At 71.1% G+C, this 14,861-nt stretch carries 9 protein-coding genes; 4 read left to right on the top strand and 5 right to left on the bottom strand.

The genetic code is table 11. The annotated features are described in order from the left end of the window. Positions 1 to 27: 27 nt before the first annotated feature. Entirely contained in the window at positions 28 to 3,105 is a 3,078-nt protein-coding gene (locus ACFWEE_RS09850) for a glycosyltransferase family 2 protein (protein ID WP_386888005.1), read from the bottom strand. Between the two features lie 159 nt (positions 3,106 to 3,264). Continuing rightward, complete coding sequence (locus ACFWEE_RS09845) at positions 3,265 to 4,113, bottom strand: hypothetical protein (protein WP_386888004.1); 849 nt, start codon at positions 4,111 to 4,113, stop codon at positions 3,265 to 3,267. A 101-nt stretch (positions 4,114 to 4,214) separates the two neighbouring features. Between ACFWEE_RS09845 and ACFWEE_RS09840 the strand changes: the two genes are divergently transcribed. From ACFWEE_RS09840 to glmM, 4 genes are all read left to right on the top strand, one after another. Next, a complete protein-coding gene (locus ACFWEE_RS09840; RefSeq protein WP_386888003.1) occupies positions 4,215 to 5,834 on the top strand; it encodes an ABC-F family ATP-binding cassette domain-containing protein in 1,620 nt (539 codons plus the stop codon). Between the two features lie 398 nt (positions 5,835 to 6,232). Beyond that, positions 6,233 to 6,676, top strand: a complete 444-nt coding sequence (rplM, locus tag ACFWEE_RS09835; RefSeq protein WP_275493842.1) for a 50S ribosomal protein L13 — start codon at positions 6,233 to 6,235, stop codon at positions 6,674 to 6,676. Positions 6,677 to 6,720: 44 nt separating this feature from the next. Continuing rightward, complete coding sequence (gene rpsI / locus ACFWEE_RS09830; RefSeq protein ID WP_386888000.1) at positions 6,721 to 7,245, top strand: 30S ribosomal protein S9; 525 nt, start codon at positions 6,721 to 6,723, stop codon at positions 7,243 to 7,245. 223 nt (positions 7,246 to 7,468) lie between these two features. Next, positions 7,469 to 8,827: a phosphoglucosamine mutase gene (gene glmM, locus ACFWEE_RS09825; RefSeq protein ID WP_386887998.1), complete on the top strand. Its 1,359-nt coding sequence runs from the start codon at positions 7,469 to 7,471 to the stop codon at positions 8,825 to 8,827. Positions 8,828 to 8,903: 76 nt separating this feature from the next. On the opposite strand, the gene coaA is transcribed toward glmM, so the two are convergent. The 3 genes from coaA to ACFWEE_RS09810 form a co-directional block, all read right to left on the bottom strand. Next, positions 8,904 to 9,899, bottom strand: a complete 996-nt coding sequence (gene coaA, locus ACFWEE_RS09820) for a type I pantothenate kinase (RefSeq protein WP_386887997.1) — start codon at positions 9,897 to 9,899, stop codon at positions 8,904 to 8,906. Positions 9,900 to 10,113: 214 nt separating this feature from the next. Further along, positions 10,114 to 10,875 (bottom strand): hypothetical protein, encoded by a 762-nt coding sequence (locus ACFWEE_RS09815; protein WP_386887996.1) that lies wholly within the window; start codon positions 10,873 to 10,875, stop codon positions 10,114 to 10,116. Then, on the bottom strand, positions 10,872 to 14,363 hold the full coding sequence (locus ACFWEE_RS09810; protein ID WP_386887994.1) for an FG-GAP-like repeat-containing protein: 3,492 nt from the start codon (positions 14,361 to 14,363) through the stop codon (positions 10,872 to 10,874). Before ACFWEE_RS09810 ends, ACFWEE_RS09815 begins: the two co-directional genes overlap by 4 nt. Between the last annotated feature and the right edge of the window lie 498 nt (positions 14,364 to 14,861).

Below are 14,861 nucleotides of genomic sequence, written 5' to 3'. Positions count from 1 at the left end.
TCCACGTCAGGCCGTGCGCCCGGGTGGCTACTTGCCCTTGAGGGCCCTGGCCACCCGGCGCAGCAGCCCCTGCTTGGGCGGGGCCGGTGCGGGCTCCGGGGTCTCCACCCGGAGCGAGAGGTCGCGGTGCGGCCTGGTCCAGTACGGGGTGATGGTGCGGGCCGGGTCGGCCGGGTGCGGGGCGGCGGTGAGCTCCTCGGCGACCTCGGCCGTGCGGGTCCGGCCCAGCCGGGCGGTCTTCGTCCAGCCGAGCGCGGTGAGCCGGACGTACAGATCCCAGGGGCCGTCGTCGAGCGCGGCGCCGCCGGCCGCCGAGGACGGGTCCAGCTCGGCCGTCCCGGCGACCGTCAGGCCGCCGTCCAGGGTGCGGCGCACCTCGGACTCGGTGGCCAGGCGGTACTCGGCACCGGTCTCGCGCTCCCGCAGCACCAGCACGGCGGTGGCCTTCTCCGGCACCGCGCCGCCCGTCAGCGACTCCCCGGCGAACCGGTCCAGCACGGTCTGCGGCAGTCCGGCCGGGGCCAGGGTGTGCCGCCCCTCCTCGTCGGTGACCACGCCCACCGGGCCGTCGGCCGCACGCGGGGTGCCGGTGAACGAAAGGCGGAAGACCCCGTCCTCCCGCCGCTCGAAACCGGTCAGCGAGGGTTCGCAGGCGAGGGAGCGGTCCCAGCGGGCGAGCCGGACCACGTCCTCGGGCCGGTCGTCCTCGATCAGGCCGACGGCGACCCGCCGGGCCAGGGGGAGCCCGGCGACCGCGCCGGCCGACGCGACTCCCGCGAGGGCGGCGCGGATGTCGCGCACCAGGGAGATCCGGTCCTCCTCCTCCATCTCCAGGAACGCCTTGCCGCTGATCCGGTCCAGCACCTCGACGCGCAGCCAGCGGCGGTGCAGCCGGTCGCGGGCCGGGCCCGGCTCGGAGACGCTGTCGGTGGTCTTCATCAGCCCGGCGACCGCCGCGTAGAAGTCCGCGGGCGACGGCGCCGGGGTGTTCCGCTTCGGGCCGTAGTGGTAGCAGACGTAGGAGCCCAGCACCGAGGCGTGCACGGCCCGCAGATACGCCTCCGCGGCGAAGGCCTGGTCCGCCAGCGGCAGGTCCTCGGCGGAGAACCGCAGGGCGTGCCGGAGCAGGAACGCGCGGTCGTACAGCTTGTTGACCGTGAGGCTGTCGGCCAGCGGGTCCTTGGCGAGGGTGGCGCGCGGCCGGTCGCGGACGAACAGCTCCTTGGGCAGGGAGCGGTCCTTGCCCGCGAGCTTCCCGACCACGATGTCGGTGTCGTTGGCCATGCCGTACGCGTACATCAGCTCCAGCGCCCGGGGGGCGAGGCGGTCGCCCGGCTCCACGAAGAGGACGTAGTCGCCGCGCGCGGCGTCGATCCCGGCGTTGCGGGGCTCGGTACCGGCCTCCGGGCGTACCTCGCCCTCCCCGTCCCCGACACGGACCGTCTCGAACTCCTCCTGCGGGAGGCTCTGCGCGTCCAGCGAGGCGAACGTCTCGCGCAGCGCCTCCGCGGTGGCCCCGGCGGTCGGCACGACGACGCTGACCTTCGGCCCGCGGGGACGCGGGGCGTCCGTGGTGGGGACGACCGTGAGGGCGAGCCCGGTACCGGTGCCCATGGCGTCGGCGACGACCGCGGGCCCGGCGCGGTGCCCGGCCAGGACCTCCCCGGCGGGCAGCGCGGACGCCTCGGCACCGGCGTTGCCGAGCGGCACCGTACGGTCGAACCCGGCGCCCATCACCCGGATCCGCACGTCCCAGGTGCCGGGGGCGAGCGGGCTGCCGCCCGCGCCGCGCACCGGGTCGAGCGAGGCGGTGCCGTTCAGCACGGGCCGCACCAGCACGGTGCCGTCCGCGTCCGTCTCCTCCTCCAGGGCGAGCCGGACGGTGGCGAGGGCGGGCCACAGGTGGGCGGTGTCGGCGTGCCGGAGCAGGACGTCCACCCGGAACGACTTCAGCTCGTCGGTCACGTCGACCGGCTCGTCCAGAACCCCGTCGGTGAGGGAGGGCGCGAGGACGTACCGGTCGCCCCGGCGGGCCAGCAGCAGCCCCGGGCCGTCCTCCCGCTCGGCGAAGCGGGCGGTGAAGGAGACCTTCAGCCGGTCGCGGTCCCAGTGGGCCTCCCCGACCGTGGTGAGCGCGGTCAGATCGGTCTGGCGGCGGGTGTACTCGGTCAGCTCGGCGGGCCGGTTCGCCCGCAGCAGGTCCGAGCGGACCCGCTGGTTGGCGGCGAGCGAGGCGTGCATCCCGTCGGTGACGAAGGTGTCGGCCAGCTCGCGCACCGCCTCGAAGGGGTCGGCGTCGAAGTGCGGGTCGATGACCGCCCCGCGCGCCGGAACGCCCAGGCGGCCGAGCATCTCGCCCCGGTAGAAGCGCCGCAGCAGCCGGTCGCGGTCCGGGCCGGGCTCGGTGCCGTCGGCCACCGTGGCCATGATCTCGCGGAGGTTGGCGTAGTACCGGCGCGGGTCCATCGCCCGGGTACCGGCGTTCGCCGCGTCGTCGCGCGCCCAGTACGTGTAGCAGACGTAGTCGCCCAGCACCGAGACGACCTCGGCCTTGAGGTACGAACGGACCAGGAAGAGCTGGTCCTCCAGGATCCACGGGCCCTCGGGGTGCACGATGCCGTGCTCGCGCAGGAACGCGGTGCGGAACATCTTGTGCGGGGTGAGGCTGTCGATCAGCGAGGCCGTGCGCACGGTGCACTTCTCACGGGTCGTGCTCATCAGGCCGTACGGCACGCCCCGGCTGGTGAAGTTGCTGGCCACCTTGCCGATGACGATGTCCGAGCCGTTGCGGACCGCCATCGCGTGCAGGCGCTCCAGCGCCTCGGGGGCCATCAGGTCGTCGTGGTCCACGAACTGCACGTACTCGCCGCGCGCCTGCTCGACCCCGATGTTGCGCGGCCTGCCCGGCCAGCCCGAGTTGGGGATGGAGGTGGTACGGAAATGGGCGTGCTCGGCGGCGAGTCGCGCCAGCCGGGCCGGGGTGTCGTCGGTGGAGCCGTCGTCGACGAACAGCACCTCGAACTCGTCGGCCGACAGCGTCTGGTCCAGCATCGAACGGACCAGCGGCTCGATGTGGCTCCCCGAGTTGTATGTCGGGACAACCACCGTCACCTTGACTGTCACAGCCCACCCCAGCTTCGTCGCCGCCCCGGGTCCCGGGCGGATGAACCGAACCCTATACAGGCGTGACGCGCAGGTGTCCGCGGTACCGCTCCACCGCGTGGGGCGGGAGCCGGCGGACCGCCGGCCGGCGGACCGGGCGGATCAGACGGCGGGTGCCGAGGCCGCCGCCGACGCCTGGACCTCGCCCCGGTGCCGTATCTGGTGGAACGTGAAGTTGGTCAGGTCGTCGCCCGCGGTGAACACGGCCTTGTCGTCCTTGGTGACGTTCCTGCTGTTCGTGAAGCCGCCCACCGAGAAGTACGCGTACCGGCCGTAGGAGTTGGCCGTACGGCGGCAGATCACCCCGGCCCGGCAGAAGGTCGGCACACCGGCGCCGCTGAGCGAGGCGATCCCGTCCGAGGACTCCGCGACGGCCTTCTTCGCCTGCGCCTCCGTGCCGAACACCGCGACACCGACCGTGACCGCGACGCCGTCCCTGGTGTACGTGGCGCGGATCAGCTGGTCGCAGCCGTTCCTGGTGAGGACCGCGCCCAGCGCGCCCTGGGCGCCCGCGGCGCACTGCGTGGTGCGGGCCGTCGGCCCCTTGAGGTGGACGCGGTCGCCGGACGTGAGCTTCTTGCCCGGGAAGAAGCCGTCCACCGTGATCGGCTGCTTGTCCCTCTTCTCGTCCGTGATGAAGTCCATCGGGTCCGGCGGGGGAGCCGGGGCCACCGACGAGAAGGACGGAGCGGGCTCCGCGGACTCCGGCGGCAGGTCCTCCGGGCCCGGCAGCGCGCTCGCGCTCGGACCGGCCTCCGGATCGCCGTTGCCGGCCGACACCACCGCCGTCGCCACGATCGCCGCGACGGCCGCCGTGGCCAGCACACCGCCCCCGATCAGCAACCACTTCCGGCGGCGGCTCTTCGCCGCGGACTCCTCGGCCAGCGCCGCCCAGTCCGGAGTCCGACTGTCCCCGGGCCCCCAGGAGGGCCCCCCATGCCCAAAGCTCATGGGGCGCATCCTAGAGGTTCTCGGACAGTGAGCGGCCCGGGTTGCGGGCCTCCCCGGGAATCCGGTTGGGCCACAGCGCCCGCGCACCCGACAATGCGGGTATGGGACATCTCGAAGCGGGCCACCTGGAGTACTACCTACCGGACGGGCGGGTGCTGCTCGGCGACGCTTCCTTCCGGGTCGCCGACGGAGCCGTGGTGGCCCTCGTCGGCGCCAACGGCGCGGGCAAGACGACCCTGCTGCGCCTGCTCTCCGGCGAGCTCCAGCCGCACGGCGGCACGGTCTCGGTGAGCGGCGGGCTCGGCGTGATGGGCCAGTTCGTCGGCTCCGTACGCGACGGGCAGACCGTCCGCGACCTGCTGGTCTCCGTGGCGCAGCCGCAGATCCGGGTCGCCGCGCAGGCGGTGGACGCCGCCGAGGAACTGATCCTCACCGTCGACGACGAGGCCGCGCAGATGACGTACGCGCAGGCCCTCAGCGACTGGGCGGAGGTGCGCGGTTACGAGGCGGAGACCCTCTGGGACATGTGCACCACGGCCGCGCTCGGCGTCCCGTACGAGAAGGCGCAGTACCGCGAGGCGCGGACCCTCAGCGGCGGCGAGCAGAAACGCCTGGTCCTCGAAGCGCTGCTGCGCGGCCCCGACGAGGTGCTGCTCCTCGACGAGCCGGACAACTACCTCGACGTGCCCGGCAAGCGCTGGCTGGAGGAGAAGCTCAAGGAGACCCGCAAGACGGTCCTCTTCGTCTCCCACGACCGCGAACTGCTCTCCCGGGCCGCGGAGAAGATCGTCAGCGTCGAGCCCGGCGCGAGCGGCAGCGACGTCTGGGTGCACGGCGGCGGCTTCGACACCTACCACCAGGCCCGCAAGGACCGCTTCGCCCGCTTCGAGGAGCTGCTGCGCCGCTGGCAGGAGGAGCACGCCCGGCTGCGCGCCCTCACCCTGCGGCTGCGGCAGCAGGCGGCCATCAGCCCCGACATGGCCAACCGCTACCACGCCATGCAGACCCGCTTCAAGAAGTTCGAGGACGCCGGACCGCCCCCCGAGCCGCCCCGCGAGCAGGACATCCGGATGCGGCTGCGCGGCGGACGCACCGGCGTGCGCGCGGTGACCTGCACCGGGCTGGAACTGACCGGCCTGATGAAACCGTTCGACCTGGAGGTCTACTACGGCGAGCGGGTCGCCGTCCTCGGCTCCAACGGCTCCGGGAAGTCCCACTTCCTGCGGCTGCTCGCCGGGGAGCCGGTCGCGCACACCGGTGAGTTCAAGCTCGGCGCCCGGGTCGTCGCGGGCCACTTCGCGCAGACCCACGCCCACCCGGAGCTGCTGGGCAAGACCCTGGTGGAGATCCTCTGGAGCGAGCAGGCCAAGGACCGGGGCGCCGCGATGGGCGTCCTGCGCCGGTACGAGCTGGAGCGCCAGGGCGACCAGCCCTTCGAGAAGCTCTCCGGCGGACAGCAGGCCCGCTTCCAGATCCTGCTCCTCGAACTCTCCGGCACCACCGCCCTGCTGCTGGACGAGCCCACGGACAACCTGGACCTGGAGTCGGCGGAGGCCCTTCAGGACGGTCTCGAGGCGTACGACGGGACGGTGATGGCCGTCACGCACGACCGCTGGTTCGCGAAGTCCTTCGACCGGTACCTGGTCTTCGGTTCGGACGGTGTGGTGCGCGAGACGACCGAGCCGGTGTGGGACGAGCGGCGGGTCGAGCGGGCGCGGTAGGCGGCGGGCCCGCTTTTCTCTCCGGGGCCGTGCCGCCGGTTTTTGTCGGGCCCGCTCTCCCTCCGGGGCCTCGCTGCCGGTCTTCGGCGGGGTCGTCGTCGATCTTCCGCCGGGCCGCCGTCGATCTTCCGCCGGGCCCCGTCAGTCCCGTAATCAGGGGGTTCGACGGGGCCGGTCGGGGGCCATTTTGACCCGTGCGGGGGCCCCCGGGTATTCTTCTGGTTTGTTATGCGTATTGGCTTGGTCGTTCTCACGCGAGGGGCCCTTACGCCGGTCCACCGGGCCGATGACCAGCGGCAGGCACTCGGGTTGCGTCCCCGCAGCGCCGCCAAGGCTGGTGGAATCGTCCGGGTGGCCTTGTCAGGACTCCACTCACTGAAGAAGCGAAGGCTACGACCGTGCGTACGTACAGCCCCAAGCCCGGAGATGTGACGCGCCAGTGGCACGTCATCGACGCTCAGGACATCGTCCTGGGTCGTCTGGCCACCACGGCCGCGAACCTCCTCCGAGGCAAGCACAAGGCGATCTATGCCCCCCACATGGACATGGGCGACTTCGTCATCATCATCAACGCCGACAAGGTTCACCTGTCCGGCAACAAGAAGACCCAGAAGATGGCGTACCGCCACTCCGGCTTCCCGGGTGGTCTCCGCTCGGTCCGCTACGACGAGCTGCTCTCCAAGAACCCGGAGAAGGCCGTCGAGAAGGCCATCAAGGGCATGATCCCCAAGAACACCCTGGGCCGGCAGATGCTGTCGAAGCTCAAGGTGTACGCGGGCGACCAGCACCCGCACGCTGCGCAGCAGCCGGTCCCGTACGAGATCACCCAGGTCGCGCAGTAGTTCCGGCCTCCCCCTAAGACCATAAGAAAGATCTGAGGAGAATCGTGGCCGAGACCACTGTTGAGACCGTCGAGGGCACCGAGGGCGAGGAGACCTTCGCCGAGGTGACCACCTTCGAGTCCGAGGTCCCCGTCGAGGGTGAGTACACCTCCGAGTCGCTCGCCGGCCGCTTCGGCGACCCGCAGCCCGCCGCCGGCCTTGGCCGTCGCAAGAACGCCATCGCCCGCGTCCGGATCGTTCCGGGCACCGGCAAGTGGAAGATCAACGGTCGCACCCTTGAGGACTACTTCCCCAACAAGGTGCACCAGCAGGAAGTCAACGAGCCCTTCAAGGTGCTCGAGCTCGACAACCGCTACGACGTCATCGCCCGCATCGCGGGTGGCGGCGTCTCGGGTCAGGCCGGCGCCCTGCGCCTCGGCGTCGCCCGTGCGCTGAACGAGGCTGACGTGGACAACAACCGCGCCACGCTGAAGAAGGCCGGCTTCCTCTCCCGCGACGACCGTGCGGTCGAGCGCAAGAAGGCCGGTCTCAAGAAGGCCCGCAAGGCCCCCCAGTACAGCAAGCGCTAAATCCCGCCTGCTCGTCTGCTTCACACGTTCGCCCCGGCGGCACACACCGTGCTGTCGGGGCGTTCGTTTATCGCCTCTCACGGGCGTATAACGGCATAAGACGTTCATCGGCACATCCGGGCCGCTCACACCCTCAGGCGTGTGAAGTGTGACGGTTGGCGCTCTTCTGCCTGTTGTTAATTGTTGTGGTTTTGCGGTTGTCGGAGCATTTCGGAGGACACCAGTGGGACGACTCTTCGGTACGGACGGCGTGCGCGGGGTCGCCAACGCGGATCTCACGGCCGAGCTGGCGCTCGGTCTGTCGGTCGCGGCGGCGCACGTACTCGCCGAGGCGGGCACCTTCGAGGGGCACCGTCCCACGGCCGTGGTCGGCCGCGACCCCCGGGCCTCCGGAGAGTTCCTCGAAGCCGCCGTGGTGGCGGGTCTCGCCAGCGCGGGCGTCGACGTCCTGCGGGTCGGTGTGCTGCCCACGCCGGCCGTGGCGTACCTCACCGGCGTGCTCGGCGCCGACATCGGTGTGATGCTCTCCGCCAGCCACAACGCCATGCCCGACAACGGCATCAAGTTCTTCGCACGCGGCGGCCACAAGCTCGCCGACGAGCTGGAGGACCGCATCGAGACCGTCTACGACCAGCACCGCACCGGCGCGCCCTGGGCCCGCCCCACCGGCGCGGGTGTGGGCCGCGTCACCGACTACACCGAGGGCTTCGAGCGGTACGTCGCCCACCTCATCGGCGTCCTGCCGAACCGGCTCGACGGCCTCAAGGTGGTGCTCGACGAGGCGCACGGCGCCGCCGCCTACGTCTCCCCGGAGGCGTTCGCCCGGGCGGGGGCCGAGGTCGTCACCATCGGCGCCGACCCCGACGGCCTCAACATCAACGACGGCTGCGGCTCCACCCACCTCACCCTCCTCCAGGCCGCCGTGGTCGAGAACGGCGCCGACTTCGGCATCGCGCACGACGGCGACGCCGACCGCTGCCTCGCCGTCGACGCCCAGGGCAACGAGGTGGACGGCGACCAGATCCTCGCCGTCCTCGCCCTCGCGATGCGCGACGCCGGACAGCTGCGCGGCAACACCGTCGTCGGCACGGTCATGTCGAACCTCGGCTTCAAGATGGCCATGGAGCGCGAGGGCATCGAGCTCGTCCAGACCGCCGTCGGCGACCGGTACGTGCTGGAGTCCATGAAGGCCGAGGGGTACGCGCTCGGCGGCGAACAGTCCGGTCACGTCATCGTGCTGGACCACGCCACGACCGGCGACGGCACCCTGACCGGCCTGATGCTGGCGGCCCGCGTCGCCGCCACCGGCCGCACCCTCGCCGAGCTCGCGGGCGTCATGCAGCGCCTGCCGCAGGTCCTCGTCAACGTCCCCGACGTCGACAAGTCGCGCGTCTCCACCTCCGCCGAACTGGCCTTTGCCGTCGCCGAGGCCGAGCGCGAACTCGGCGCCACCGGGCGGGTGCTGCTCCGCAAGTCCGGCACCGAGCCGCTGGTACGCGTCATGGTCGAGGCCGCCGACTTCGGCCAGGCCCAGGCCGTCGCGGGCCGGCTGGCCGACGTGGTGAAGTCGGCGCTGGGCTGAGCCTTCTGACGGTGCGTCACGAAGCGTGACGTCATGGCGGGGCGGCTCCTGGCGGGGCCGCCCCGCTCTCGCGTCCCTACAGCTTCCGCAGCGAGAGCCGCTGCACCTTGTGGTCCGGCCCCTTGCGCAGCACCAGCGTGGCGCGGCTGCGGGTGGGCGCCACGTTCTCCAGCAGGTTCGGCTTGTTGATGGTCCGCCAGGTGTTGCGCGCGTACTCCATGGCCTCCTCCTCGGAGACCTGGGTGTACTTCGTGAAGTACGAGGACGGGTCCTGGAACGCCGTCTCGCGGAGCTGGCGGAACCGGTTGAGGTACCAGCTCTCGATGTCCTCGGCGCGCGCGTCCACGTACACGCTGAAGTCGAAGTAGTCCGCGAGCCCCACCCTGGTCCGCCCGTCGCTGCCGGGCAGCGCGGGCTGGAGGACGTTCAGCCCCTCCACGATCAGGATGTCCGGGCGGCGCACGGTGAGCCGCTCGCCGGGCACGATGTCGTAGATCAGGTGCGAGTAGACGGGGGCGGTGACCTCCTCCTTCCCCGACTTGATGTCCGCGACGAACCGGGTCAGCGCGCGGCGGTCGTACGACTCGGGGAACCCCTTCCGCGAGGTCAGCCCGCGCGCCCGCAGTTCCTTCATCGGCAGCAGGAATCCGTCCGTGGTCACCAGCTCCACCCGCGGGTGCTCCGGCCACCGCGCCAGCAGCGCCTGGAGCAGCCGGGCACTGGTCGACTTGCCGACCGCCACGCTCCCCGCGACCCCTATGACGAACGGGGTACCGCGCTGCGCCCCGTGACCGTTGCCCGCGTCCCCGAGGAAGGTGTTCAGGGCGCCGCGCAGGCCCGAGGTGGCCTGGACGTACAGGTTCAGCAGCCGGGAGAGCGGGAGGTAGACCTCGCGGACCTCGTCGAGGTCGATGACGTCACCGAGCCCGCGCAGCCGCTCCACCTCCTCGGCGGTCAGCGGCAGCGGGGTCTTGTCGCGGAGGGCACTCCACTCGGCGCGCGAGAGGTCGACGTAGGGCGTCGGCCCGTGCTCGGTGCGACGCTGGCTGCCACGGGGCGGCGTTGTGATCACGTATTCATTGTTGCGGGAGTTTGAACGGAGCGGGGGGTGGGGTCCCTCACGCGGGCGTGGGGTCGCGCGGTGCGGTGCGCGCGGCGGGAGGTCACGCGGGGCCGGGGAGCGCGGGTAGGGGGCGCGGGGCGGGCCTCGCCCGGACGCGGCTGCGGGCCCGCAGCCCGGGTGGGTACGGGCCCGCAGAGGAGGCCGGCGGCGGTCGGTGTGTGGATCAGGCCAGGGCCACCGATTGCGCCTCGACGACCGCAGGCGGTACGGCGAGGCCCTCGGGAGTCTTGGCCGAATCGGCTGCCTTGGCCGCTTCGGTCCCCGCGGCCCCCTCGGTGGCCGTGGTGGTGAAGAGGGCGACGGTGGTGCCCCGGCGCATGACGGCGATCTTCTCGGGCGTGTCCGTACCGTCCGTCCCGCCGATGCGCTGCGTGACGCCGAAGCCCATCGCTTGGTCGGCGCCCTGGGGCGCGAGCTCCCGGGCGGCGACGGTGACCCGGTGCTCCTTCCCGGAGACCTTGAGGGTGAAGCCGTGGGCGCAGGCGTCGGCCGCGTCGGAGAGGGCGGTCAGAGCGACGGTGGCCTTCTCCTCGTCCTCGTAGACGCTGAGGGTGACGGTGGTGATGAGGCCGCCGCCGGTGACCCTGCGCACCACGGTGTCCTCGGGGGTGCCGAGAGCGGCTCCGGCGACCGCGCGGGCCAAGGGCCCGCACGGCTTGTCGCTCTGGACGTCCTTGGGGCGGGGGGCCTGGGTGCCGGTCGGGGCGGTGACCGTGGCGCCGGGGACGCTGCCGGCCTTCAGCGCCTTCGCGGTGAGGCCGGCGGCGTCGGTAGGGGCGGGGCTGGCGGCGCCCAGGCGCTGCAGACCGCCGTTGCCGCCCTCTCCCGCACTGCCGGAGACGGAGCACCCGGACGCGAGTGTCAGGGCTGCGGCCGACACCGCGCAGACGGTGATCTTGTGGACTGCGGAGGTGTGGCGGATCATCCCATGGCCTTCTTGCCGGACCAGCCACCGCTGATCACCGTGACGGGGGCGCCCAGCGAGGTGGCACCGCCCTTGAGGAACTTCACCGTGCCGTCGGCGGCCAGGGCCCACACGTCGGGGATGCCGTCCTGGCTGACGTCGGCGGACCCGGTCATCAAGGGGTAGGCGGCCAGGCTCCAGCCCGTGGCGTACTCCGCGTCGGCCCCCGAGAGGGAGGCTGCCGCACTGCCCAGGGAGGCCAGGCTGGTCCCGCCCGCCGCATCCTTCTTGCCGAGGCGCAGGAGCAGGCGGTCCGTGCCGAAGGTGCGGTAGACCAGGTCAGCCGCCCCGTCCTTGTTCACGTCTCCGATGTTCACGAGGTCGCGGGAGGTCCAGGAAGCACCGGAGAGGGTGGTCGCGGTCTGAAATATGCCTCCGGTGTATCCGGAGAAGGCCCACAGGGCGTCGCCGGCGGTCGCGAGCATGTCCGGCCGCCCGTCGCCGGTGATGTCCCCGGCCGCGAGGATCTGTGTGAACGTCGACGGATCGGGGGCGTTCGAGGGGAACCGCACCTCGGTGCGCCGGTCGATGTCGACGCTGCCGTACCCGTCGCCCCGGTATATGTAGACCTTGCCGTCGGGCATCCGCGCGACGAGGTCTTGGACGCCGTCCCCGGGCAGGAAGTCACCGTTGTGCGTGATCAGGGCGGGGGTTCCGTCCTTGTTCAGCCAGTAGGTGCCGTAGTCGGAGACGCCGTCCTCGTCGAGGTCGTCCTCCAGGCTCACACCGCTCTTGTACGCGCCGACGAGCGAGGTGTGGATGTCGCCGGAGAAGGTGGCGGGGTAGAGCCGCAGGTCACCGGTGCCGTCCAGCAGGTACAGGTCGGCGGCCTTGTCACCCGTGACGTCTCCGGCCGCGTCCTTGCTGTCGCGCGGGGTGACGTAGTGGACGTACATCGTCGGGGAGGAAGAGGAGTTGCCCGCACTGTCGACGGCCTTCACGTAGAGGACCGAGGGGCCTGCAGTCAGCGGCTTGAGCGACACGGTGGCCGACGCACCGGCCGCGACGGTGACCGAGTTGTTCAGGGCGGTGCTGTTGAACGAGTAGAGGTACTTGACCGTGTCGGTCGAGCCGGCCGGGCTGAAGGTGAAGTTTCCCGCCGTGCCGAAGAGGACCTTGCTCCAGGTGGAGGCGTTGCCGTCGTCCTCGGGGAAGTCGGTGGAGGTGACGTCGGGGGAGTTGGGCGCCGAGGAGTCGTAGACGAAGCCGCAGTTGGCCGTCGACGGCGGACCGTAGGTGGAGGAGGAACCGGAGGCGTCGAGGGCCCGGACCGCCCAGAAGTACGTCTTGCCGTTGGTGAACTCGCTCGCGGTGCCGTCCGCGCCGTCGATGGTCACGCTGGCGGCGCCGGTCGAGTCCACGGTGCGGTTGCCGTCGTACAGCCGGGTGCTGCTGCCTGACTGCCACACTGCGAAGTTGAGGTACTTCAGGTCGCCGTCGGGGTCACTCGACTTGGCGGACAGCGTCACGTCGCTGAGACCGATCGACGGGTACGGGCTGACGGTGTCGCAGCCGGTGCCGGGGGTGATGTCGAGCTTGGTGGGCTCGGCGGGCTTCCGGTTGTAGGTGATGCTGATCTTGGGCGCGGAACCTCCCTCCGCCTTGAACTTCTTCCACGAGGTCGCGGAGTCCTCGTTGGTCGCCTGGAGGCCGATGGTGATTTCGGTGGCTCCGCTGGTCGCCGCGGCCTGGGCGGCCGACTTGCCGTCGTACGTGACGAAGGCGTCGGGGCAGGCCGAGCTCCAGCCATTGGCGAAGGATTTGGCACCGATCATCGAGCTCCAGGCCGGCTGGTTGTTCCAGGTGGTCTTGGAGGAGATGCCGCCGGTGTGCCAGACCTGCATTTCACGGGGGGTGCACGACCAGGCGTAGGTCTCCATGAGCTGAATGTCGGCCTTGGTGACGGTCGCGCCCTTGATGCTGGAGGTCCAGCCGAGCCGGAAGAACGAGCGCGACAGACCGCCGGTCGTCGACTCGTAGCCGACCCGGCCCTCGGTGGTGCCGGTGTTGTAGTTGGCACCGTCGTAGAAGCTGGACGTCGGGTACTTCTTGTACACCGTTGTCCATGCCTTCGTCTGACCGTAGATCGAGGGGTCGATGAAGACCGGCCAGGTGGTGTCCGGATCAGTCAGCAACGAGTCGTCCGGCACGATGTCCAGGGTGCCGACGCTGCTGCCCTCACCCGCCAGTGAGGCCTTGCCCAGCGCGGTCTTCGCACCGACCTGCGGCCCCGCGAGACCTGGGAGGGCGAGCACTTCGGCGGAGGCGGAGGCGGAGGCGGGTATTCCGTCGCCCAGTGAAGCTCTGGACACCGTCCCGGAGTGGTACGCGGACTGCTGCGCGCGACCCTCCAATGATTCTTCGGGTTCCGGAACGGCTGAAGGGACAGCCGTGGCACCGCTGTCCTCGGGAGCCGGGTCGGTGTTCTCGGGCGCGGCCGTGTCGGCGGTGTCCGGGACCTCGGAGTCGGCCGGGGCTTCCGTCAGCTCCTCGCCGGGCTCCTCGGAGTAGGCAGGCGCCGGATCCTCGGTGGGCTCGGCGGGCTGCGGGTCGGCGCCCTCGGTCACGGCGGGGTGGCCGGCCGAGTCCCAGAGAAAGGGGGTCGGCGACACAGCGATCTCCCTCCCCGCGTCGTCCACGGCAGTGACGGCGTGTGTCACCGGGTCGAGGTGGAAGGAGAGGTCCGGCGAGGTCAGCCGGTACGAGAGCCCGGCCTGCTGAAGGCGGGCCGCCGCGGCTGCGTCACGGATCACCAGTACGTGCGTGAAACCGCCGTCCTGGGCGGTCAGCAGCAGGTCCACGCCGTCGAGGACGCCGCGGTAGAGCGCCGTGGCGCCGTTGATCTCCGGCTCCGGAAGGTCGCCCGGCCACCCCATGGTGACCGTGTGGCCACCGGAGTTCAAGGTGACGAGGTCGTGGTAGGCCGCGCTCTCGTCCGAAGCGGTGAGGGCACGGGTGCCGGAACCGCGGGAGACCGTGAACGAGGCGGTCCGCACGGAGCCGTTGCCGGAGCTCCGGGCGGTACGGGCGCTCGCGGTGCTGCCGCTGCCGTCGGAGAACACCACGGGGTCCGACGCGGCGCGCGGTGCCCAGCCGTTCTCCGTACGGACCAGGGTGGCGTCCAGCGGCTTCCAGACGCCGTCGACCTTCGCGCGTACGGGAGCCGCGCTCGCGGTGAGTTCGAAGCTGCCGTTCGGCAGCGCGAACGTCGTCGAGGTGGCGTCGCGCAGGGCGGTCACTTCGACCCGCTTGCCGGTGCGGACGGCCTCCTTCTGCGCCGTGCTCTCGTCGAGCGGGGCGGTGGCGGGCGTGACCGGCGCGGCGGACTCCCGCACCGAGCCACCGGGGGCGGGCCCGAGCATGGCGAAACCAAGGCCGGCGGCGACGAGTGCCGCCACTCCCGCCGCGGTGCGCCGGACGGTGGCCCGGCTGGGTCGACGACGTTCCACGGAGCTGGATTCCCTCCCCCAAAAAACGGTCACCGCCAAACCGGAAGAACGCCTCCGACACGGGAAATCCGTCTCTTCGGGGGTGTTCCGGAGTGCGCGCCGCAACATTCTCTGTGAGTACCTGTCCTTCCCCGGGAAGGCTTTCCGCGGGAATGAATTGACGCCCCCGACAGGGAGGGGACAGTCCGAAAGCATGCCGGATGGAGCGCATCTCCTCCACATGTGTGCTCATCGCGTGAGGCGATGTGGATGGTTTCCTTCCGCACCTTCCCGACTCCTGGCGGGGCTGCGCATGGCGCACCGGGACTCCCCGATAGTCCTTGACTGATCACACCAAGAGGCCCATAGTGCATCATTTTGGACAGTCAACTCTCATGTTTCACCTAGGTATATGCCGAGATGGGCAATATCTGGCGATCCTTTCGCATTGAGGTGCAGTATCTGCAATAGAGGCATAAGGGTGAGATAAGTGTTGTTTGAAATTAAATAGCGCGTGAG

Source organism: Streptomyces sp. NPDC060184 (assembly GCF_042728795.1).
Taxonomy (GTDB): Bacteria; Actinomycetota; Actinomycetes; order Streptomycetales; family Streptomycetaceae; genus Streptomyces.
Note: the sequence above shows the minus strand (reverse complement) of the source record. Positions and strands in the feature narration are given on the sequence as shown.

Excerpts from the sequence above, each read along its gene's own strand:
- ACFWEE_RS09840 (WP_386888003.1), top strand. The coding sequence starts at position 4,215 with ATGGGACATCTCGAAGCGGGCCACCTGGAGTACTACCTACCGGACGGG.
- ACFWEE_RS09815 (WP_386887996.1), bottom strand. The coding sequence starts at position 10,875 with ATGATCCGCCACACCTCCGCAGTCCACAAGATCACCGTCTGCGCGGTG.
- ACFWEE_RS09845 (WP_386888004.1), bottom strand. The coding sequence starts at position 4,113 with ATGAGCTTTGGGCATGGGGGGCCCTCCTGGGGGCCCGGGGACAGTCGG.